The organism is Salinicola halophyticus, assembly GCF_003206695.1.
GTDB classification, from domain to species: Bacteria; Pseudomonadota; Gammaproteobacteria; order Pseudomonadales; family Halomonadaceae; genus Salinicola; species Salinicola halophyticus.
Window position 1 is genome coordinate 190,942 of the sequence record NZ_PZJN01000001.1, and the last position, 21,951, is coordinate 212,892.

At 62.1% G+C, this 21,951-nt stretch carries 15 protein-coding genes and 8 tRNA genes; 5 read left to right on the forward strand and 18 right to left on the reverse strand.

Features of this window, described 5'->3' with window-relative positions; all coding sequences use genetic code 11:
• Positions 1-143: 143 nt before the first annotated feature.
• Together rlmB and rnr are read right to left on the reverse strand one after the other, a co-directional pair.
• Positions 144-959, reverse strand: coding sequence for a 23S rRNA (guanosine(2251)-2'-O)-methyltransferase RlmB (gene rlmB, locus DOM58_RS00835; protein WP_110691407.1), 816 nt, complete (start codon positions 957-959; stop codon positions 144-146).
• A 42-nt stretch (positions 960-1,001) separates the two neighbouring features.
• Positions 1,002-3,518, reverse strand: a complete 2,517-nt coding sequence (rnr, locus tag DOM58_RS00840) for a ribonuclease R (RefSeq protein ID WP_110691408.1) — start codon at positions 3,516-3,518, stop codon at positions 1,002-1,004.
• Between the two features lie 270 nt (positions 3,519-3,788).
• Here rnr and DOM58_RS00845 point away from each other — a divergent pair.
• From DOM58_RS00845 to DOM58_RS00855, 3 genes are all read left to right on the forward strand, one after another.
• A tRNA-Leu gene (locus tag DOM58_RS00845) sits at positions 3,789-3,875 on the forward strand.
• 43 nt (positions 3,876-3,918) lie between these two features.
• Positions 3,919-4,005 (forward strand) — tRNA-Leu (locus DOM58_RS00850).
• A gap of 46 nt (positions 4,006-4,051) precedes the next feature.
• Positions 4,052-4,138: transfer RNA gene (locus DOM58_RS00855), tRNA-Leu, on the forward strand.
• Positions 4,139-4,351: 213 nt separating this feature from the next.
• Here the strand turns inward: DOM58_RS00855 and DOM58_RS00860 are convergent.
• Together DOM58_RS00860 and DOM58_RS00865 are read right to left on the reverse strand one after the other, a co-directional pair.
• Entirely contained in the window at positions 4,352-5,206 is an 855-nt protein-coding gene (locus DOM58_RS00860; protein ID WP_110691409.1) for a DNA/RNA non-specific endonuclease, read from the reverse strand.
• Positions 5,207-5,212: 6 nt separating this feature from the next.
• Positions 5,213-5,488, reverse strand: a complete 276-nt coding sequence (locus tag DOM58_RS00865; protein ID WP_075562155.1) for an Lrp/AsnC family transcriptional regulator — start codon at positions 5,486-5,488, stop codon at positions 5,213-5,215.
• A 374-nt stretch (positions 5,489-5,862) separates the two neighbouring features.
• On the opposite strand from DOM58_RS00865, the gene DOM58_RS00870 reads away from it, so the two are divergent.
• Positions 5,863-6,216, forward strand: coding sequence for a high-potential iron-sulfur protein (locus DOM58_RS00870; RefSeq protein WP_110691410.1), 354 nt, complete (start codon positions 5,863-5,865; stop codon positions 6,214-6,216).
• A 65-nt stretch (positions 6,217-6,281) separates the two neighbouring features.
• Here the strand turns inward: DOM58_RS00870 and DOM58_RS00875 are convergent, their stop codons facing one another.
• From DOM58_RS00875 to DOM58_RS00925, 11 genes are all read right to left on the reverse strand, one after another.
• Positions 6,282-7,838, reverse strand: coding sequence for a SpoVR family protein (locus DOM58_RS00875; protein WP_110691411.1), 1,557 nt, complete (start codon positions 7,836-7,838; stop codon positions 6,282-6,284).
• A 46-nt stretch (positions 7,839-7,884) separates the two neighbouring features.
• Positions 7,885-9,168, reverse strand: a complete 1,284-nt coding sequence (locus DOM58_RS00880) for a YeaH/YhbH family protein (protein ID WP_075562157.1) — start codon at positions 9,166-9,168, stop codon at positions 7,885-7,887.
• Between the two features lie 124 nt (positions 9,169-9,292).
• Positions 9,293-11,215 carry a PrkA family serine protein kinase gene (locus DOM58_RS00885; RefSeq protein WP_075562158.1) on the reverse strand — a complete coding sequence of 641 codons (1,923 nt, stop codon included), beginning with the start codon at positions 11,213-11,215 and terminating at the stop codon, positions 9,293-9,295.
• A 318-nt stretch (positions 11,216-11,533) separates the two neighbouring features.
• On the reverse strand, positions 11,534-12,583 hold the full coding sequence (locus DOM58_RS00890) for a threonine aldolase family protein (RefSeq protein ID WP_075562159.1): 1,050 nt from the start codon (positions 12,581-12,583) through the stop codon (positions 11,534-11,536).
• Between the two features lie 266 nt (positions 12,584-12,849).
• The gene (locus tag DOM58_RS00895) at positions 12,850-14,862 is read right to left on the reverse strand and encodes an NADPH-dependent 2,4-dienoyl-CoA reductase (protein ID WP_110691412.1); all 2,013 of its coding nucleotides are present in this window, start codon (positions 14,860-14,862) and stop codon (positions 12,850-12,852) included.
• A 342-nt stretch (positions 14,863-15,204) separates the two neighbouring features.
• A tRNA-Asp gene (locus tag DOM58_RS00900) sits at positions 15,205-15,281 on the reverse strand.
• 4 nt (positions 15,282-15,285) lie between these two features.
• Positions 15,286-15,362 (reverse strand) — tRNA-Val (locus DOM58_RS00905).
• 45 nt (positions 15,363-15,407) lie between these two features.
• A tRNA-Asp gene (locus tag DOM58_RS00910) sits at positions 15,408-15,484 on the reverse strand.
• Positions 15,485-15,591: 107 nt separating this feature from the next.
• Positions 15,592-15,668, reverse strand: a tRNA-Asp gene (locus tag DOM58_RS00915).
• A gap of 99 nt (positions 15,669-15,767) precedes the next feature.
• Positions 15,768-15,843: transfer RNA gene (locus DOM58_RS00920), tRNA-Val, on the reverse strand.
• Positions 15,844-15,920: 77 nt separating this feature from the next.
• Positions 15,921-16,646 (reverse strand): alpha/beta family hydrolase, encoded by a 726-nt coding sequence (locus DOM58_RS00925; RefSeq protein ID WP_110691413.1) that lies wholly within the window; start codon positions 16,644-16,646, stop codon positions 15,921-15,923.
• A 188-nt stretch (positions 16,647-16,834) separates the two neighbouring features.
• Here DOM58_RS00925 and hpxO point away from each other — a divergent pair, with 188 nt between their 5' ends.
• Entirely contained in the window at positions 16,835-18,007 is a 1,173-nt protein-coding gene (gene hpxO / locus DOM58_RS00930; RefSeq protein WP_110691414.1) for an FAD-dependent urate hydroxylase HpxO, read from the forward strand.
• 175 nt (positions 18,008-18,182) lie between these two features.
• Here the strand turns inward: hpxO and ttcA are convergent, their stop codons facing one another.
• The 3 genes from ttcA to DOM58_RS00945 all read right to left on the reverse strand — a co-directional run bounded on the left by ttcA (position 18,183) and on the right by DOM58_RS00945 (position 21,570).
• On the reverse strand, positions 18,183-19,037 hold the full coding sequence (gene ttcA / locus DOM58_RS00935; protein ID WP_110691415.1) for a tRNA 2-thiocytidine(32) synthetase TtcA: 855 nt from the start codon (positions 19,035-19,037) through the stop codon (positions 18,183-18,185).
• A gap of 87 nt (positions 19,038-19,124) precedes the next feature.
• Positions 19,125-19,742 (reverse strand): 3'-5' exonuclease, encoded by a 618-nt coding sequence (locus DOM58_RS00940; protein ID WP_110691416.1) that lies wholly within the window; start codon positions 19,740-19,742, stop codon positions 19,125-19,127.
• 10 nt (positions 19,743-19,752) lie between these two features.
• A complete protein-coding gene (locus DOM58_RS00945) occupies positions 19,753-21,570 on the reverse strand; it encodes a putative nucleotidyltransferase substrate binding domain-containing protein (protein WP_110691417.1) in 1,818 nt (605 codons plus the stop codon).
• Positions 21,571-21,951: the final 381 nt, after the last annotated feature.

The window sequence follows — 21,951 nt, forward strand, 5'->3', positions numbered from 1 at the left end:
CCAATTGACGCTCTGCTCGGGCAAATCGCCTGGATCAGACTCACCTGACCCGCCGATTCATCCCGTAGACGAGGCGCGCTCCGTGAGCATAGCCTGCCCACAGAACCGCGCAATTGTAGAGACCGAGCGCCTCGGGTGCAAGCTCAAGTGGAGCTGGCACGCCCTCGCTGACGAACGGCTTCGAACAGACAGATGCCCGTGGCGACCGAAACATTGAGACTGGAAACGCCGCCCTGCATCGGCAGCTTGACCAGTCCGTCACACGCTTCGCGGGTCAGACGGCGCATGCCCTTGCCTTCCGCCCCCATCACCAGGGCGCAGGGAACGGTGAAGTCGGCATCGAAGACCAGCGCGTCGGCCTCCCCGGCCGTTCCGGTAATCCAGACCCCGGCCTGCTTGAGCTTCTCCATGCAGCGCGCCAGGTTGGTGACCTGAAACACCGGCACGCTCTCGGCCGCGCCGCAGGCAACCTTGCGCACCGTGGCATTGAGCGGAGCCGACTTGTCCTTGGCAACGATGACGCCATCGACACCGGCGGCATCGGCGCTGCGCAGACAGGCACCGAAGTTGTGCGGATCCGTCACCCCGTCGAGAATCAGAAAAAGCGGCGGCTGGCTCTGCTGCCATTGGTCGAGGCGCCACCATAGCGCCGTCTCATTCTCCGCGATCAGCGGCTCGGAAAAACCGATCACGCCTTGATGAGAGGCCTGACCCGAAATCACGTCGAGGGTTTCCCGCGGCACCCTTTTCAGCTCGCAACCAGCGGCATGGGCCTGCTGCAGCAACGCCTCGAGACGTTGCTCGGCATGCCCCTGCTGAATCCACAGCACTCGCGGCGGCTGTCCACGCTCGAACAGCGCGCGAACTGCGTGAACGCCGTAGACGGGTTCGAGCCCGTCTGGCGTCCGGGGAAGATCCGGCGACCGGCCGGCTTGACGTCGATGGGTTGGGCGACTCATGGCGTCACCTACTCCATGCCGCGGAACGACAGATCACGGCACTCATCGCTTGCCCCGGCGCTGGCGCGGCCCACGGGAGCGCCGCTTGGGAGCGCCACCCTCCTTGTTGCCGCTCGAGTCGCTGTTCGTCGAATCGTTATTCGCCGCCCCGTTATTCGTTGACTCGTCATTCGTCGAGTCATTACCCGTGGCGTCGCTGCCGGACTTGCCACCCTGACGCTCGCGCTTGCCGGGGCGATTCTTGCTCGTTGATGGCTTCGCGTTTCCGCCGCCCCCACCCGGCTTCTGGGCGCGCGGCGTGCGGCGATGACGCGGCGCCGCATCAGCGAGGTCGAAATCGATCTTGCGATCGTCCATATCGACGCGCGCAATGCGGACGGTGACGCCGTCACCCAGGCGATAGGCCACACCGCTACGCTCGCCTTTCAGACGATGCTTCTCGGCTTCGTAGTGATAATAATCGGACGGCAGCGAGGTCACGTGGACCAGGCCTTCGACATAGACGTCGTCGAGACGCACGAAAATACCGAACTGCGTCACGGCGGCGATGGTGCCTTCGTAGACTTCGCCGACCTTGTCGGAAAGAAATTCGCACTTCAGCCAGTCGGTGACATCACGGGTCGCGTCGTCGGCGCGGCGCTCGGTCATCGAACAGTGCTCACCCAGCTCGATCATCTGCTCGAAGGTGTACGGGCACCAGGTAGAGGGCTTCTCCACCGGTGCGCCCTCGGCCCGCAGGACCGTCTGGGTCTGACGCGGGCCGCGAATGACGGAGCGAATCGCACGGTGCACCAGCAGATCGGGATAGCGACGGATCGGCGAGGTGAAGTGCGCATAGGCCTGATAGGCCAGCCCGAAGTGGCCATCGTTCTGGGGCGAATAGACGGCCTGACTCATCGAGCGCAGCATCACGGTCTGAATGATATCGAAGTCCGGGCGCCCCTGGATCGCCTCGCGCAGCGCCTGATAATCCTTGGGCGTCGGCTCGTCGCCGCCGCCCAGCGTCAATCCCAGCTCGCCGAGGAACACGCGCAGGTTCTCGAGCCGCTCCGATGCCGGCGCCTGGTGCACCCGGTAGAGCGCCGGCAGGTCATGCTTGTCGAGGAAGCGCGCCGTGGCCACGTTGGCCGCCAGCATGCACTCCTCGACCAGCTTGTGGGCGTCGTTGCGGCTACGCGGGACGATCTTCTCGATCTTGCGCTCGTCGTTGAAGACGATCTGCGTCTCGGTGGTCTCGAAGTCGATGGCGCCACGCACGTCACGCGCCTGTCGCAACACCTTGTAGAGTGCATGCAGGTTTTCGAGCGACGGGACCAGCTCGCGATACTGTTCGCGTAGCGCCGACCCTTTCTCGCTGTCCGGCTCCTGCAACATGGCGCCGACCTGGTTGTAGGTCAGCCGTGCATGCGACTGGATCACCGCTTCGTAGAACTTGTAGCGACTGATGGTGCCGTTCTGCGAGATGTTCATCTCACAGACCATGGTCAGGCGATCGACGTGCGGGTTGAGCGAACAGAGCCCGTTGGAGAGCAGCTCCGGCAACATCGGCACCACCTGACCGGGGAAGTAGACCGAGTTGCCACGAACGTAGCCCTCGTTGTCCAGCGCGCTGCCGCCGCGGACATAATGGGAGACGTCGGCGATCGCGACGACCAGCTTCCAGCTGCCGGACTTGGTCTTCCAGGCGCAGACGGCGTCGTCGAAATCCTTGGCATCTTCGCCATCGATGGTCACCAGCGGCATCTCGCGCAGATCGATCCGTGCGGCCTTGTCCTCGTCCTTCACCTCCGCGGACATGCCGGCGATCTGATCGTCGACTTCCGGCGGAAAGTCCGCAGGAATATCGTGCGAGCGGATCGCGATGTCGATCTCGAGCCCCGGGTCCATTCGCTCGCCGAGGATCTCGACCACCTCGCCGACCGGCTGCTTGCGGGTCTCCGGCTGCTGAGTGATCCGGACCGAAACGATCTGACCGTCTTTCGCCCCACCGCTGACACTGTGGGGGATGATGACCTCCTGACTGATCCGCGAATTTTCCGGAATCAGGACCGCGAACTCGGAGGTATTCTGACGGAACACGCCGACCAGCGTCTGGGTGTTGCGCGCCAGCACTTCAGCGATGGTGCCCTCGGCACGGTTACGCCGGTCCCGGCCGCTGATACGCGCCAGTACCACGTCGCCGTTGAACACGCGTCGCATCTGACGCGGAGGCAGCACCAGATCGGGTTTGACCCCGTCATGGCGAATCAGGAACCCCATGCCGTCCCGGTGACCCTGAACGCGTCCCTTGATCAGATCGAGCTTGTCGATCAGTGCGTAGGCGCCCTTGCGATCCTTGAGGATCTGACCGTCGCGCTCCATCGCCGCGAGCCGGCGACGCACCGCCTCCAGCTGGTTGTCATCTTCGAGCCCCAGCATCGCGCTCATGTTTTCGTGGGTAATCGGCTTGCCGTACTCCTCAAGGCGCGCGAGCAAGTACTCACGGCTGGGTACGGGACTGTCATATTTGTCTGCTTCACGAGCCGCGTGCGGGTCGTCATCCAATGTCCAATGAGTCATGCAACCATCGTCCTTGCGTTGAGCCTACTGGGCTTGGGCTGTGGAGAGAATTCACGCGGCAGGCGGCTTGAGCCGTTCAATTTTTTTGGATTCATGCGCCAAGTATAGCGGTCACACCTGCCCGACCCAACCATGCACTGCGCAAACGGGGCAATAGCGTTGACGAAGAGCCACCGTGGAGCGCCGCAGCGGCAAGGTTCGGGAGGATAAATCGCCGGCAATCGGACGCTTGCATTCGAACGCAAAGCCGGTATCATGCATCGCGCCTTGGCCCAGATGGCGGAATTGGTAGACGCGCTAGCTTCAGGTGCTAGTGTCCTTATGGACGTGGAGGTTCAAGTCCTCTTCTGGGCACCATCGCTTCCGGCGATGGATGTTTCGAACGCACAAGGCCGGATAAGCCCGGATGGCGGAATTGGTAGACGCGCTAGCTTCAGGTGCTAGTGTCCTTATGGACGTGGAGGTTCAAGTCCTCTTCCGGGCACCATTCCAAGGGAGTTTTTCGGACTCCTGGCAGCACCGATACATGACACGCCCAGGTGGCGGAATTGGTAGACGCGCTAGCTTCAGGTGCTAGTATCCTTACGGATGTGGAGGTTCAAGTCCTCTCCTGGGCACCACGTGTCATGTAATAGTCGGCAGCACTCCCCCTGCTAACGCCGGCTTTTGACGTAACGCTTTCCCATCTTGATTTTTCGTCGTTTCCGACCCTTCTTCACATCCAGATCGTTCTTTGCATCCAGATCGTCGCTGGCTCGATGAATTCGCGAGTAGACGACCGGTTTGCCAAGCGGCCGACATCGGCAACCTTCAGCGCCGACTCCATTCCACAGCTACTGATAGCGTCCGGGCCGAGTCGAAACCGCTTCCAGCCCCCAGCCGCTCTTTTCCACCTTTCCTTCCAGCTGACGCTCGATCGGATCAGCCAGTTGCGGAAAGAAGTCCAGCCCGGTTCGAGCCTCGATTTCGTCGATGGTGATCACGAACCGTGCCAGCGGTTCGTCGCCCGTGACGTCCTGCGGCATCAGAAATGCCAGCGCCTTCGGCGTCTTGCCCGGCACGACCAATATCTTGTAGAAGCCCACGGGCACCTGCGAGAACCCGACACGGTGCAGCAGCTGGTCATCGAAGACCGGTCCGGTCACGACCCGGACGCTGCCAAAACGCGGCACGAAATCGTCGATGACCGCCTCTTCCAGGCGCTGCCATAGCTGTCGATTGAGCTTGGGTCGCTGCGGCGTGATATTGGTCATCAGGAAACTGTCCAGCTGGCCTTCGCGCCCATGAACGACCGCCATGGCATAGTTCGGCGCCAGATGACCGCGATCGTAACCGCTGCGGGCGTAGTCGTCGCCGGAGATCGGCCACAGGCTGCGCCAGTCGGATTGGAAATGATCGGGGCGCGGCAGACTATGCGGATTGTCGACCCGATTCAGCGTGTAGCCCACCCACAGCGGCTCGGCCCGCACGTCCGACCAGCCGACCAGAAAGCCGTCGTTTCGCAGCACCCGATTCCAGCCTCGCCAGTCGTTCCATTGCCAGTCGGGAACACCCATCCAGCTCAGCTGATCGCGGACGCCGCCTTCGTGCCAATACCACAGCCCGCTGATGACCACGACGAAGATCAATCCGATCCGAGACGAACGAGCCAGCTGACCCAGCAGCCCTCGCCGTTGATGACGCGCCATCCCGACCTAGAGACCGACGGAGAACATGGCGTCGAGATCGTGGCGTGAATGCACCTGCATGGCATTGAGCGTTTCGGTATCGCGGATGCCTTCGACCTCCATCAGCCGCTCGGTCACCAGCGCGGCCAGCGATTCGAAATCGCGGGTGCGAGCGATGGCGATCAGATCGTAGCGACCGCAGGTCGAATAGACCTCGCTGATTCCCTCGAGATCCGCCAGACGCTCGGCCACGCCACGAATTCGGCCTTTTTCCACGTTGATCAGAATAACGGCGTTCTGCATTTCCCTCTCCTATTGATCCAGCCCAGCAATCCAGCCCAGTGATCCAGTCCAGCGACCCAGCCACCGATCCGGCTATCGGCCTGCCCGGCGCGCCAGATCTCGCGATCCGCGGGCCAGTAATGAAGTTGACGGCGCGAGTATATCAGCTCCGTGACCCATCGCCTCGTCGCACCAATAGCCAGCAACCGATCCGATCAGCGCTGGCTTGCAACCCGACAAGTCCACTCGGCGCGGCTCGCCAATCGGTTGTGGACGTTTCACGTCACGTCGCATAATTTCCGGAGGGCGAGATCATTTCAGCGCCGGGACATCACGAGCGGCGAGGCGGCGGCGGTGCGGCGGCGAGGCGCAGAACGTCGATCCAGGAGGGGGCAATGAAAACGAGACAGCAGAGTCACGCCACTGCCGAGAGCGGCGTGACGGATATCAAGCGTCGCCGCTTTCTGCAACGCGGCGTCTGCGCATCCGGTTTAGTGCTGCTGGGGTGGCAGGCTGTCCCGGCACTGGCCCAGCAGAAGCCGATGCTCGACCCCGAATCCTACCCGGCCCGCGCGCTCGACTATGTCCAGAATGCCGAAGAAGCGAGCGACCACGAGGCCTACCGAACGGGAAAGCGCTGTGACAACTGCGAGTTCTTCACCGCCGAGACGCAGGTTTGCGGCCTGTTTCCCGATCATCGAGTCGCCAGCCAGGGCTGGTGCAGCAGCTGGACGAGCAGTGACTCCTGAGCGCGCGCGCCGAGCGGCTTGATCCTGGCGTCTGACCCTGGCGTTTGCGCCGTGCGATCGCGACGTCACGCCGACTCTCGCGCCGGTTCCGGGATCGGCCATTGATAGCGGCGCACGACGTCGCCTCCTTCCATCGACTCGAGCTTGATCGGAAATCCCCAAAGCTGATGCAGATAGCGCATCACGGGAAACAGACTCTGCCCCAGAGGACGGCGCCGATCCTGCACGTGACGTAGCGTCAGCGAGCGGTCTCCGCGGATATCGGCTTCCCAGACCTGGATATTGGGCTCCCGCGCCGACAACGCGTACTGCACGCTCAGCGCTTCGCGGATGCGCCGATAACCGCGGTCGTCGTGAATCGCCTCGATCTGTAGGCTATCGTCACGGTCGTCGTCGACCAGACTGAACAGCTTCAGATTGCGGATCACGGTGGGAGAGAGAAACTGCTGGATGAACGACTCGTCCTTGAAGTTCTGCATCGCGAAATGCAGCGTCTCCAGCCAGTCGCTGCCGGCGATATCCGGAAACCATTCGCGATCCTCGCTGGTCGGCGCCTGACAGATACGCTTGATGTCGCTGAACATCGCGAAGCCCAGCGCATAGGGATTGATCCCGTTGAAGTAGGGGTTGTCGAAGCCCGGCTGGCTGACGACCGATGTGTGCGACTGCAGGAACTCGAGCATGATGCCCTCGTCGATCTGGCCATCGTCGTACAACCGATTCATCAGGGTGTAGTGCCAGAACGTCGCCCAGCCTTCGTTCATCACCTGGGTCTGACGCTGGGGATAGAAATACTGCGCCAGCTTGCGCACGATGCGCACGATCTCGCGCTGCCAGGGCTCCAGCAGCGGCGCGTTCTTCTCGAGAAAATAGAGCAGATTCTCCTGCGGTTCGCTGGGGTAGCGGCCATGACGATGCAGGCCCAGGGGGTCGTTTTCGTGGTCGTGCAGTGGCTCCCGGGCGAGCTCGCTCACCGCCAGCGGGATCGTGCTCCAGAGTCGATTGACCTGAGTCTGCAGGTACGCCTCGCGGTCCTCCTGGCGGCGCGCCTCCTCCTCGGCGGAGATCGACGAGGGCCGCTTGTAGCGATCGACGCCGTAGTTCTGCAGCGCATGGCAGGCATCGAGAAGCTGCTCGACCGCCTCGACACCGTGACGCTCCTCGCACTGGGCGATGTACTTGCGCGCGAACACCAGGTAATCGACGATCGCCGAGGCGTCGGTCCAGGCGCGAAACAGGTAGTTGCCCTTGAAGAAGGAGTTGTGACCGTAGCAGGCGTGGGCGATGACCAGCACCTGCATCATCAGCGAGTTCTCCTCCATCAGATAGGCGATACAGGGATCGGAGTTGATCACCAGCTCATAGGCCAGCCCCATCTGGCCGCGCCGGTAAGCCTGTTCCACCGACAGGAACTGCTTGCCGAACGACCAGTGGTGATAGCCGATCGGCATGCCCACGCTGGCGTAGGCGTCCATCATCTGCTCGGAGGTGATGACCTCGATCTGATTGGGATAGGTCTCCAACCGATACTCTTCGGCCAGTTTGGCGATGGCACGCTCATAGGCTTCGAGCGTCTCGAAATTCCAGTCCGAACCGGTAGCTATGGGCTTGCGTTGCGTCATCGCTGCGTTCCTCCTCGCTGCGTTCCGTCTGACCCCAAGACTGATATCAGCTCTGGGCGCGCTGTCGGAAAAGCTCACGAAAGACCGGGTAGATATCTTCCGCCTGGACGATCTGCTGCATGGCGAAGCGCTCGGGATAGGCCGCTCTGACCGTGTCGTAGGCTTCCCAAAGCGCCTGATGGGCGTGGGGCGTGATCTCCACGTAGGTGAAGTACTGCAATTTTCGCATCAGCGATTCGTCGAGCCGTTCGAGACAGGTCGATGAGTCGTCGTCCCAGTTGTCGCCATCGCTGGCCTGGGCCACGTACAGATTCCACTGCTCCGGCGCATAGCGCGCCTCGATGATCTCGTCGACCAGCGTCAGCGCACTCGAGACGATGGTGCCGCCGGTCTCCCGCGAGTAGAAGAACTCCTCCTCGTCGACCTCCTTGGCCACGGTATGGTGGCGCACGAACACCAGTTCGACCTTCTCGTAATTGCGCTCGAGAAACAGGTAGAGCAACAGGAAGAAGCGCTTGCCGATATCCTTGTGGGCCTGGGTCATGGAACCGGAGACATCCATGATGCAGAACATCACGGCCTGGTTCGACGGCATCGGCTGGTGGGTGAGATGGTTGTATCGCAGGTCGTAGGTATCCAGAAACGGGATCGACCCGATCCGTTTCTCGAGCCGCGCGATCTCGGATTTCAGCTCGTCGATTCGCGCCGGGTTGCGCAGTACCGGATCCTTGCGCTCTTCGGCGACCAGTGCCTCCTGCGCTTCGCGAAGAGCGCGCTTCAACGGCCCGCGCATGCCGATCCGCCTGGCCTGTGCCTCGCGCATCGAACGCACGATATTGATCCGCGCCGGCACGCCCTCCTTGGAGATACCCGCGCGCACGGGTCGGGTCTCCTCTAGTACCCGCAGCTGCTTGCGCTCGAGGTGCGGTAATTCCAGCCCGTCGAAGACGAAATCGAGAAACTCCTCCCGCGACAGCGAGAACACGAATTCATCCATGCCTTCGCCCTGACCCGATGCCTGGCCGTCGCCGCTACCTCCCCCGCCACCTCCACCGCCGGGCCGGCGTAGCCGATCACCCTCGGCGAACTCCTTGTTGCCGGGATTGACAACCGTGCGCCGCCCGCCCGGGCCATGCTGGAACGAGGGCTCGGAGATATCCTTGGTGGGAATCGAGACTCGTTCGCCACGCTCCATGTCGGTGATCGAACGTCGATTCACCGACTCCTCCACGGCGCGCTTGATGTGCGAGCGATAGCGTTGCAGAAATCGCTGACGGTTGACCGCGCTCTTGTTGCGCGCATTGGGGCGTCGATCGATGAAGTAGCTCATGGCACCTCCTGCAGGCTGACCGCAGACTGCTGCAACAGCGACCACCCGAGGATGGTCTCTGCTCCGGGAGCGGCGCGGCTCGGGCCGCCACTGCCGCTCCGACGACGTCGTTTGACGCTGTTCTCTAGTGCGACTTCCGCACTCGCAGATACCACTCCGACAGCAGACGCACCTGCTTTTCGGTATAGCCGCGGCTCACCATCCGGTCGACGAAATCCTCGTGCTTGCGCTGGTCCGAGGCCGACGCCTTGGCGTTGAACGAGATCACCGGCAGCAGTTCCTCGGTGTTGGCGAACATCTTGTGCTCGATCACGCCTCTGAGCTTCTCGTACGACTGCCAGCTGGGATTCATGCCGTTGTTGTGGGCACGAGCTCGCAGCACGAAATTGACCACCTCGTGGCGAAAGTCCTTGGGATTGGAGATACCGGCGGGCTTCTCGATCTTCTCGAGATCCTCGTTGAGCGACTGGCGATCGAACAGCTCGCCGGTTTCCGGGTCGCGATACTCCTGATCCTGAATCCAGAAGTCGGCGTAGGTGACGTAGCGATCGAAGATGTTCTGACCGTACTCGGTGTAGGACTCGAGATACGCGGTCTGGATCTCCTTGCCGATGAAGTCGACGTAGCGCGGCGCCAGATACTCCTTGATGAAGCGCAGATAGCGCTCGTGGACTTCCTTGGGCAGCTGCTCCCTCTCCAGCGCCTGCTCCAGCACGTAGAGCAGATGCACCGGGTTGGCGGCGATCTCGTGAGCGTCGAAGTTGAACACCTTGGAGAGGATCTTGAAGGCGAAACGCGTGGAGAGCCCGTTCATGCCCTCGTCGACACCCGCCGCGTCGCGATACTCCTGAATCGATTTGGCCTTGGGATCGGTGTCTTTGAGATTCTCGCCGTCGTAGACCCGCATCTTGGAGTAGATGCTCGAGTTCTCCGGCTCCTTGAGCCTGGAGAGCGTCGAAAACTGGGCCAGCATGCGCAGCGTATCCGGCGCGCAGGGGGCTTCGTTGAGCGACGAATGTTCCAGCAGTTTCTGGTAGATCTTGATCTCTTCGGAGACGCGCAGGCAGTAAGGCACCTTGACGATGTAGACCCGGTCGAGAAAGGCCTCGTTGTTGCGATTGTTGCGAAACTGCTGCCACTCGCTCTCGTTGGAGTGGGCCATGATGATGCCTTCGAAGGGGATCGCGCCCATACCCTCGGTGGGGTTGTAGTTGCCCTCCTGCGTGGCCGTCAGCAGCGGATGCAGCACCTTGATCGGTGCCTTGAACATCTCGACGAACTCCATCAAGCCCTGGTTGGCCTTGCACAGACCACCGGAGAAACTGTAGGCGTCCGGATCGTCCTGGGAATAGAGCTCCAGTTGGCGGATATCGACCTTGCCCACCAGTGACGAGATATCCTGATTGTTCTCGTCGCCCGGCTCGGTCTTGGAAACCGCGATCTGGTTGAGGCGTGAGGGGTGCAGGCGCACCACGCGGAATCGGGACAGATCGCCGCCGTACTCCTTGAGCCGCTTGGCGGCCCAGGGCGACATCGGCCCTCTCAGATGGCGCTGGGCGATGTTGTACTCCTTCTCGAGCAGCTCGCCATCCTCTTCCGGCGAGAACAGCCCGAGCGGAGACTCGAAGACCGGCGAATCCTTGATCGCGTAGAACGGCACGCGCTCCATGAGTAATTTCAGGCGTTCGGCCAGCGAGGACTTGCCGCCCCCGACCGGGCCCAGCAGGTAGAGAATCTGCTTGCGCTCCTCGAGCCCCTGGGCGGCGTGACGAAAGTAGGAAACGATCTGCTCGATCGCCTCTTCCATGCCGTAGAACTCGGCAAAGGCGGGATAGCGTCGAATGACCTTGTTGGAGAAGATTCGCGACAGGCTGGGATCCTTGGCCGTGTCGATCGTTTCCGGCTCTCCGATGGCATTCAGCATTCGTTCGGCAGCGTTGGCGTAGACCCGAGGATCCTTTCGGCACAGCTCTAGATATTCCTGCAGGCTCAATTCTTCCTGCTGAACCTGCTCGTAACGGCTCTGCACGTGATCGAAGATGCTCATGGAAGCCTCCTGGTCGTGACCCTCGACCGTACAGGACGAACGCCCTGCCAGCCGGGCTAGCTGACTATCAGCATAGACAGATGCACGAAGCGTCGGGTAGACCCATTTCGCGAGTCTTTTCAACGCAGCGTCGGAACATACGCTTTAGAACACGCTACCACGATCCGGTTTCGTTGCACGGGGAATTTGCGGGGACAAAATGCGCAACACTGCCCGATGGCAGGCAAGCAGAGGAAAAGTCAGGGAAATTTCGTTCGCGAGTCGAACAGGTGGGAACTCGGGAAGGAACGGCGCCCGTTTGACGGACGCCGCTCGGGCTCATGCCGCGTCGAAGGCAGTGCGGGCGTCGGCCAGCAGTTGATCGAGCAGCTCGGGCGTGGTGTTCCAGGAGCAGACAAAACGCGCGCCACCGGCACCGATGAAGGTGTAGAAGGTCCAGCCCCTGGCGCGCAGCTGGGTGATGACCGGTTCGGGCAAACTGACGAAAACGCTGTTAGCTTGCGCCGGGAACATCAGCGAGGCGCCGGGTAACGAGGCGAGCCCGTCGGCGAGATACCGGGCCATGGCGTTGGCATGGTCGGCGTTACGCCGCCAGGCGCCAGTTTCCAGCAACCCAAGCCAAGGCGCGGCGATGAAGCGCATCTTGGAGGCCAGCTGCCCCGCCTGCTTGCAGCGATAGGCAAAATCCTCGGCCAGCTCCTTGTTGAAGAACAGGATCGCCTCGCCCATCGGCAAACCATTCTTGGTACCGGAAAAACAGAGCACGTCGACGCCTGCCTGCCAGGTCAGCTCGGCCGGAGTCGCATCCAGGGCACTGCAGGCGTTGGCGAAACGCGCGCCGTCCATGTGAACGCGCAGATCGTACTTGTCCGCGACGGTGCGGATCGCCAGTAGCTCCTCGCGAGAGTAGACCGTGCCCACTTCGGTGGCCTGGGTAATCGAGACGACCCGTGGCTTGGGGTAGTGGATGTCGTTGCGCTTCACGACCAGCCTCTCGATTCCCTCCGGGGTCAGCTTGCCGTTTTCGCCAGGACTGGTGAGCAGCTTCGAACCGTTGGAGAAGAACTCCGGTCCGCCGCACTCATCGGTCTCGATATGCGCCAGTTCATGACAGATCACGCTGTGGTAACTCTGGCCCAGCGCCGCCAGCGACAACGAGTTGGCGGCAGTGCCGTTGAAGACGAAGAAAACGTCACAGTCGTAATCGAAAAGCTCACGGAAACGGTCCGCGGCACGGTGGGTCCAGGCATCGTTACCATAGGCGAGGTCGTCGCTGCCATTCGCCCGGATCATGTAATCGAGGGCTTCCGGGCAAATGCCGGAGGTGTTGTCGCTCGCCAGATAGCGAGGGCTGCAATCGGATGTCATCTGGGGGTCCTTGTACGATCCCTCCACGGAGAAAAGCGATTCAGAACCCGTGACGGTAACCAGAATCGCGTTTTCTGAGGGTCAGGCGTGGCGGTCGCAATGCGTCGCGGCCTGAATAACAAGAAGCGCGAATCCGGGGGTAACGGGATCCCCGTCACACGGCTCGCGCTCGCTGGTGAACCCTTAGTCTAACACCTGTCCTCGAACCCCGGCAGCGCCGGGACACTCGCCACTCACGCTGACTCAACGCAATAGGGCGCCCGCGCTCACAGCATCGCCGCCAGCCGCACCCCCTGATCGATGGCGCGCTTGGCATCGATCTCGGCCGCCACTTCTGCCCCGCCGATTCGATGAACCCGCGTCCCGCTCGCGGCAAGCGTGTCGTAAAGCGCCTGCTGCGACTCCTGCCCGGCACAGATGACGATTGTGTCGACCGCCAGCAGCCTGGACTCCCCATCGACATCAAGGTGCAGCCCGTCGCTGTCGATGCGCCGATAGACGCAGCCCGACAGCGTCTCGACCTTGCGGGCCCGTAGCGCGGCGCGATGAACCCAGCCGGTGGTCACCCCGAGTCCAGCCCCCGGCTTGCCAGTCTTGCGCTGCAGAAGCGTGATCTGTCGCGGCACCGTGGGCTCCAGCCGCGGCTTCAAGCCGCCGGCGTGCTCGACCGTCAAGTCAACGCCCCACTCGTCGCACCAGCGCTCGATATCCAGCGCCGGCTGCTCGGCATGCGCCAGCAGTTCTGCCACATCGAAACCGATGCCGCCGGCGCCGATAATCGCCACGCGACGCCCCACGCGCTCGGGATGCTGGATCGCCACCGGGTAGGAGATCACGCTGGGATGCTCGATTCCCTCGATATCGAGCGCGCGCGGCCGGACGCCGGTGGCGACAACGACCTCGTCGAAATCCTGCAGTTGCTGGCTGTCGGCCTCGGTGCCGAGGCGCAGCTCGACGCCGTGCCGCGAAAGCTGGGTGGTGAAGTAGCGCAGCGTTTCGGCAAACTCCTCTTTTCCCGGTATTCGCTGGGCCAACCGGAACTGGCCGCCGATCTCCCCATCGCGTTCGAAGAGCGTTACCCGGTGTCCCCGCTCGGCGCAGGCCACGGCAGCGGCCAAGCCTGCAGGCCCGGCCCCCACCACGGCGATCCGCTTGGGGAGGTCGGTCGGGGTCAGCGTCAGCTCCGTTTCATGACAGGCGCGTGGATTGACCAGACAGGAGGTCAGCTTGCCCTTGAAGGTATGATCGAGGCAGGCCTGATTGCAGGCGATGCAGGTATTGATCTCGTCGACGCGGCCCTGCTCGGCCTTGGCCATCCAGGCCGGATCGGCCAGGAAGGGGCGGGCCATCGAGACCAGGTCGGCAGCCCCCTCGGCCAGCACCGCCTCGGCCACGGCCGGCATGTTGATACGGTTGGTCGCGATCAGCGGTATCGAGACCGCTTCGCGCACTGCCCGGCTGACCGAGACGAAAGCGGCTCGCGGCACGCTCGTGACGATGGTCGGCACGCGCGCTTCGTGCCAGCCGATGCCGCTGTTGATCACGTCCGCCCCGGCATGCTCGATCGCCTGTGCCAGCGCCACGATCTCCTCCCGCGTGCTGCCTTCTTCCACCAGATCGATCATCGACAGCCGAAAGATCAGCAGAAAGTCCGGGCCGCACACGTCACGAACGCGGCGCACGATCTCGACCGCGAAGCGCTGACGACGCTGGCTATCGCCACCCCAGGCATCGTCGCGATGATTGGTACGCCGACACAGGAACTGATTGATCAGGTAACCTTCCGAACCCATGATCTCGACGCCGTCGTACCCGGCACGCCGGGCCAGTTCCGCACAGCGCACGAAATCCTCGACCTGCCCCTCGACCTCGTCGCCACTTAGCGCCCGCGGCGTGAACCGATTGATCGGAGCGGCGATCGCCGAGGGCGCCACCAGATCCGGAGAGTAGGCGTAGCGGCCGGCATGCAGGATCTGCAGGCAGATGCGCGCGCCGTGGGCATGCACCGCCTTCACCACCGGCCGATGCCGTTCGACCTCGGCGGCGTCGGTGAGCTTGGCGGCCCCCTGAAACACCGCCCCTTCCGGATTGGGCGCAATGCCGCCGGTGACGATCAATCCGACGCCGTGTTGCGCCCGCTCCGCATAGAACGCCGCCAGCCGTGCGAACCCGTCGGGGGCTTCTTCCAGATTGGTGTGCATCGAGCCCATCACCACGCGATTGCGCAGCGTCAGCGAGCCAACTCGCAGGGGACGAAAGAGATTGGGAAAGCGCGTCACGTATCGGCTCCACTCATGTCTTGGCACAGTCCTTGGAACAGCTCTTGGTACAGCCTGGGCGCACACCGCGGCAGCGGCTTTCAAACGCGCGTATGAACGTCAGTGTAACGGAAAGCGAGACGAGGGCCATTCCACCAAAGCGGTATCGTGAACGACCGTGCAGCCGACCTTAGCGCCATTCGACTGACACAGACGATCGACCAGAACAGGCATCAGTGCGATTGAACAGAGAAACCGGACGGATTGACAGGCAAGGAGAAAGCGTCGTCAACCTGCAGGGAGACGAGGAACCCAAGGGGCAACGAAAGAGAAGAGAATACAGAGGAGGTCAAAAGACGTTATTGGCGGACCGGACGAGACTCGAACTCGCGACCTCCGGCGTGACAGGCCGGCATTCTAACCAACTGAACTACCGGTCCGCTATGGTGGGTGGTACGGGACTCGAACCTGTGACCCCCAGCATGTGAAGCTGGTGCTCTAACCAACTGAGCTAACCACCCAAACGTCAAACAGCTTTCAGTACAACAACCGCATGGAGCGAAGCGTGGCGGACCGGACGAGACTCGAACTCGCGACCTCCGGCGTGACAGGCCGGCATTCTAACCAACTGAACTACCGGTCCACTCTATGTGTATCGCGAGGCTGAGTCGAAACTCGTGCCCACAATACCTGCTACGCAACTAGCGGGTGACACTGCACGCCTCGAAGGCATACTCATGTCGGCGGAAATGGCGGACCGGACGAGACTCGAACTCGCGACCTCCGGCGTGACAGGCCGGCATTCTAACCAACTGAACTACCGGTCCGCATTTTCCAACTGCCTTTCTTGCAACGACATCTTCTACAACGATGTCTCTTACAACAACCACTTGCAACACGTGAACCCGAGCACTGCGAAAACGCAATGGTGGGTGGTACAGGGTTCGAACCTGTGACCCCCAGCTTGTAAGGCTGGTGCTCTCCCAGCTGAGCTAACCACCCGTGGTCACGTGGCGCTGCATTCTACCTGTGACCGATTCAAAGTCAACAGCTTTTCGTGCCGCTTTTCTCTATCCGGATCATTCACTTGCGCCCAGCCGCCGTACCACGTGGCCGGCCGCTTCATCGATCAATGTCGACTGCGTCTGCGCATGACGTTTGGGAGCCTGCCAGTCGTGGTCGCCGCCCTCCATGAAATGGCACTCGACCTGCGCCGGCAGATCGTAACCCTCGACCTCGTCACGTCGCCCGAACGGATCGCGAGAGCCCTGAAAAAGCACTATCGGGCAGCGGATCTCCGGCCAGTGATCGAGCCGCAAGCGTTCAGGTTTGCCGGGTGGGTGGAACGGGTAGCCGCACAGTACCAGCCCGGCCATGTCGACGCGCGTCGCCAGCAGGCTCGCAACTCTCCCGCCCATCGACTTGCCACCGAACCAGAGCGGCGTCTCGCTATCGAGCGTCCTGATGGCCCGATGCCATTCGCCAAGTTCCGCGACCAGTGTCTCGATTCTGGGCGGGGGACGGCGCCTGCCCTCTCGGCGCATGGTGGTCATGTAGCCGAACTCCAGCGCCACGACCTGGATACCGCACGCAGCCAGCCGTTGACGCCATCGAGTCAGAAACACGGAGTCGTGGCCGGCGCCCGCGCCGTGACACAGGATCAGCCGCCCATGATGCGCCGCACCTTCAACCAGGAAGCCGCCCAGGGCGGTTTCATGGCGCGAGCCCTCCCCCGTGGCCAGCGCCTTACGCAGCTTTGCCAAGTCCCGAGTTTCAAGCGTGGGTATCAACATCGCCTTGGTCATCGTATCGCCTCACCGAATTTCAGGAGCGGGTTGGTTCGGTTTCTGCCTCGGCGGTGGCCGTATCGGCATTCCCACCGGCTGTCTCTTTTGCGTAGGATGACAAAACTTGATCGATCGGTCAGATTCGCTCGGCCAGACTCGATCGAACCACCGATACGTTCTTTAACGACAACAATTCAGGACAACTCATGGCTTTGAACGTTCTCGTCATCGGCGCCGGCATGGGCGGACTCACCACCGCCCTGGCGCTGCAGCAATCGGGCCACCGGGTCGAGGTCGTCGACCGGGTCACCGAACTTCGCCCGGTGGGCGCCGCCCTTTCGGTCTGGTCCAACGGCGTCAAGGTGCTCAAGGCTCTCGGCGTGGGCAACGCCGTCGAACAAGCCAGTGGGCGCATGAACGAGATGGCCTATCTCACTCAGGATGGCAGACCGCTGACGCGCTTCAGTCTGCAGCCGCTCTATGACCAGGTCGGACAGCGCGCCTGCCCCATCGCCCGGGCAACGCTTCAGCAGCTGCTGCTGGACGCCGTGGGGCCGGATAATGTCACGCTCGGCCTTTCCTGCATCGACTACCGCTGCGACGACAGCGGCATTCTCGCCGAATTCGCCGACGGTTCGAGCCGACGGGCTGACCTGATCGTGATTGCCGACGGCACCCATTCACGACTTCGCGAGCGTGCGCTGGGGCGCCCCGTCGAACGTCGCTACTGCGGTTACGTCAACTGGAATGTACGCGTCGCCGCAACGCTGGATCTGGCGCCGCTCGATCAATGGGTCCAGTACGTCGGCGATCATCAGCGCGTGTCGATGATGCCGATGAGCGGTGACGACGACGCCCGGGAGTTCTACTGCTTCTTCGACGTGCCGTTGGCGGCGGACACGCCCAACGATTCCTCCCGCTACCGGGAAGAGCTCTCCAAGCATTTCGCCGGCTGGGCGGAGCCTGTGCAGAAGCTGATCGAGCGTATCGATCCCGCGGCGATGGCCCGCGTCGAGATCCATGACATCGAGCCGCTGGAGACGCTGGTCGGCGAACGCGCGGCGATTCTCGGTGATGCCGCCCACGGCATGGCACCGGATCTGGGTCAGGGCGGCTGTCAGGCGATGGAGGATGCCTGGGTACTGGCTCGCGCCCTCGATGACGCCGGCAGCGACATCGATACTGCCTTGAAAGCCTACGATGACGCACGAACCCGGCGTGTCGGCGAGATCGTCACCCGGGCGCGGCAGCGCGCGGAGACGACTCACGGCGCCGATCCGCTCGCTACCCAGGCATGGTACGCCGAGCTGGCCGAGGAAGACGGCACTCGCATCATGGGCGGCATGAGCAAGACCATACTCGGCGGTCCACTGGGCTGAGGGCTGAGTGAGGGCTGAGTGAGGGCTGAGCACGGAGGGCTGTCGACGGTCCAGATACGGCCTGGAAACCGATCGCCCCAACGCAAGAAGCCCGCCAGAGATCACCTCCGGCAGGCTTCTTGTTCCCTATCGCGGCCCTGTATCCGTTACGCCGTATTCGATACGCCTTACTCGTTCAGGCTTCCCGGGCGAGCAGATCGAAGGCGTCGATCCGGGTTTCCTGCCGCTGACGCTGCTTGGCTTCCAGCCCCTCGAAGTCGAACAGATTGCGATCCGCGAGCTGAGAAGGGGCGACGTTAGTCACCGCCTTGAACATGGTCTCGAGCCGCCCGGGATGCTTGATCTCCCACTCCGCCAGCATCTCCTTGACCACCTGTCGCTGCATGTTGGGCTGGGAGCCACACAGATTGCAGGGGATGATCGGAAACGCCATCTGCCGGGAAAATTCGGCGATATCGGCCTCGCGGCAGTAGGCCAACGGGCGGATGACGATGTTCTTGCCGTCGTCCGACAGCAGCTTGGGCGGCATCGACTTGAGTGAGCCCCCGAAGAACATGTTGAGAAACAGCGTCTCGAGAATGTCCTCGCGATGATGCCCCAGCGCCACCTTGGTCGCGCCGATCTCCTCGGCGAAACCGTAGAGCGACCCGCGACGCAGACGCGAGCACAGTGCACAGGTGGTCTTGCCCTCCGGCGTTTTCTCCTTGACCACCGAATAGGTGTCCCGCTCCAGGATGTGATAATTCACACCCCTGGCGTCCAGGTATTCGGGCAGCACATGCTCAGGAAAACCCGGCTGCTTCTGGTCGAGATTGACCGCCACCAGTTCGAAATCGACCGGCGCGTTGCGCTGCAGATTCATCAGAATCTCCAGCATGGTGTAGGAGTCCTTACCACCGGACAGACACACCATCACCTTGTCGCCTTCATGGATCATCCCGTAATCGATGATCGCATTGCCGACCTGGCGACGCAGGCGCTTCTGCAGCTTGTTGAACTCGTACTTCTGGGTAACGGTAGATGCTTGCATGGGTCGAACGACACACAGGGAAATGAAGGCGAACTCATGCTATCACTGCGCCCGACGACTTGCGATGCCGCGCCCGCTGCCAGACGCCTAACTCGCCGCCAGAGCGCCCTTCTTCAGGCGTACGTACATCAAGGCCGTGGTCGTCGCGTCACCTAGGGCAGTATGGCGGCCCATCACCGGCACATTGAGCGCCTCAGCGACCCGCTCGAAATTCATCGTTGGCTCCAGCTGCGGCCGCGTCCGATGCATTTCGCGACGATAGAGCCCTGCCACATCGACGCATGGATTGGGCAAACCGAAGTCGAACAGGGGGCGCAGCTGGCGGTCGATGACCGCCAGGTCATAATCAATGCACCAGCCCAACAGCGGCCGGTTACCGATGAAGTCGAGGAACTTCTCCAGCGCCTCGCCCAGGGTGTCGCCATCGCTCAAATCGATGCCGCGCATACGATGGATCTTGATGGAATCACCGTGGAGGCTGGCCGGCGGCTGGAGGCGCAGATCCAGCGAGCCGCTGGTCATCACCCGCTCGCCCTTGATGCGTACAGCGGCGATCGAGACCAGTTCGGCGGTCCTGGTGTCGAGGCCGGTGGTCTCGCAGTCGATGGCCACCAGCTCGTCGCCGGCATAGGGGCTGAACAGCCAGTCATAGCGGCCATGCCCTTGGCGGCGTCGATCGGCCGCACGGCGTAGCGAACGTAGCATCGAGGCCTCTTCAGTATTCGAGATGAAAACGATGCGTCAGGCGTTGCTGGAAATCCTTGACGATATGCAGCGCCTGGCGCAGCAGGTCGCGCTCCAGCGAAGACAGGGACTGAACCACGACAAGATTGGGTTCGTCGCTGTTCTGCCGTCCGTCGAGCTGGGTCAGCTGTTGCTTGAGGCGCAACTCGATGAATAGCGCCAGCGCCTCGCCGAGATCTGCGGCAAAGTCCACTTCCAGCCGTCCCTGTCCGGCAAGCGCCTCCAGTCGGGCGAGGGTCGATGTTTCGTTGATACGGCACTCCAGCGCCAGGGTACGTACCCCGTGCACGATCGGAAAGATGCCGCCCTTCTTGATGTCGATGCCGTGTCTGGGCTTCTTGAGCGTTCCGAACAGAGTCAGCGGTGCGGCGAAATGCAGTGCGGCCCGAGCCAGGTAGGAAAGCAGCAGTTCATCGTGGGAGCAGCTGTCGAAGAGATATTCGCGTAGGCGATCCAGCAGGCGGGTGTCGCCGGCCACGCCACGGGCATCGAGCATGATCGCGAGGTTCATCAGCGACGCCCCGTCACGGCGTTCGACCCAGCGCGAGACCGTCCTTCTCCAGCCGCTCTCGCTGTCTACCCAGGCAGGGTTCGAGACCATGATGTTGCCCGGACACGGCGGGTAGCCCAGCGTGTAGAGCGTTTCGGTGAAACGCTGCATGGCCATCGCGCGATCGGGCCAATCGCTATCGTCGGCAACAATCAGCGCATTGTCCTGATCGGTCTTGAGAATCTGTTCGCCGCGTCCTTCACTGCCCATCACCAATAGGCAGCTCTGGGCGCGGTAGCGAGGGTCGATGAGAAACTGATAGGCCTTGTCGACGATACGTCCGTTGAGCGCCGCCAGCAGGTCCATGACAAAATGGAGTTTGATTCCCTGGGCCATCAGCGTCTGGACCAACTCCGGCAATCGTTCGCTGGCGTGAGCCAGCGCATCGAGGTCGTCGGCCTGCTCGAGCTCGAGACTGACCATGTAGGAGCGGCTCGAGAAGTAGCTGAGCACATCAGTCAACTCCACCACGCCGACCGGCAGATCCCGCTCGACCACTACCACCCTGGCTACCTGATGCCGGGTCATCTGTACCAGCGCTTCGAACAGATACTGATCGGGGCCGGCGGATACCAGCTCGAAGTGGGCAATGGTGACGACCGGACGCGCCTGCGTCGCGCCCTCCATGACCAGAGCGTTGAGCAAATCGGTCTTGGTCACCACGCCGAAGCGACCGTTGTTGACGACTAGCAGACTATCGGCATGACTCTCGTTGAGCCGGTTGACCGCCGCGGCGATGGTGGTGGCCGCATCGACGATCAACGGTGCTCGCATGCACGCGCTGACCCGAGCCAGCATGAAGCCCGCCATGTTCACGCCGCTCTTGGCGCGACGCTCGGCTAGCAGGCGGGTCTTCTGCGCCAACCTGCGCTGGAAGAAGTCGGCGAACGTCGGGTAATCGTCGCAAAGGTGTTCGAAGAGTAACTTGGGCATCGCGTAGCAGAGGCTTTCCTGCTCCACCTTGAAGCGATATCGGCTGGTCCCTTTGAGAATGCTGATAGCGCCGAACAGGTCACCAGCCGTGTAATGGGCAATGCGCACCCGATCACTCGGCGCGTAAGGGTCGAGCTCCGCGATCTCACCCTTGTGAATGATGTACACGAACTCCCCGGGCTGGCCGGCATCGAGAACGATCTCGTCGCGACTGAAATAGAGCAGATCGACGCCACGAGCCACACGCTCACGTCCGCTGTCGTCGAGCAGCGTGAAAGGCGGCTGGGAAAGGTCCATGTTGACCATCAAGTGGCTCCCGTCATCGCAATGGCACACCCTTGTCGGGAATCTGGCAGCGAACGAACCCGATGGGGGTATGCTCGAACTGTCGTATCGTTTCAATCACGAGAACTCCCCTCTTGAAAAGCATCATCCAATCGTTGCTCAAGTACAACGCAAAGACGGGGCGCCGCGAACGCTTCCGGCGCTCCGCCAGTATTCTTCATTCCTAGTTCCAGCACTACTCCAACGCTCTTCATGCCGTATTTGTTTGCCACCTCATTATAACTTAACGAAGCGCATTCTCTTTTATTGTTAATGACTCGCTATTTGATAATAAAAAATAGACTATCAACTCTGGACTCCCGGCCACATCGAGCACTTCGAATTCGTCACGAGACCATCGTC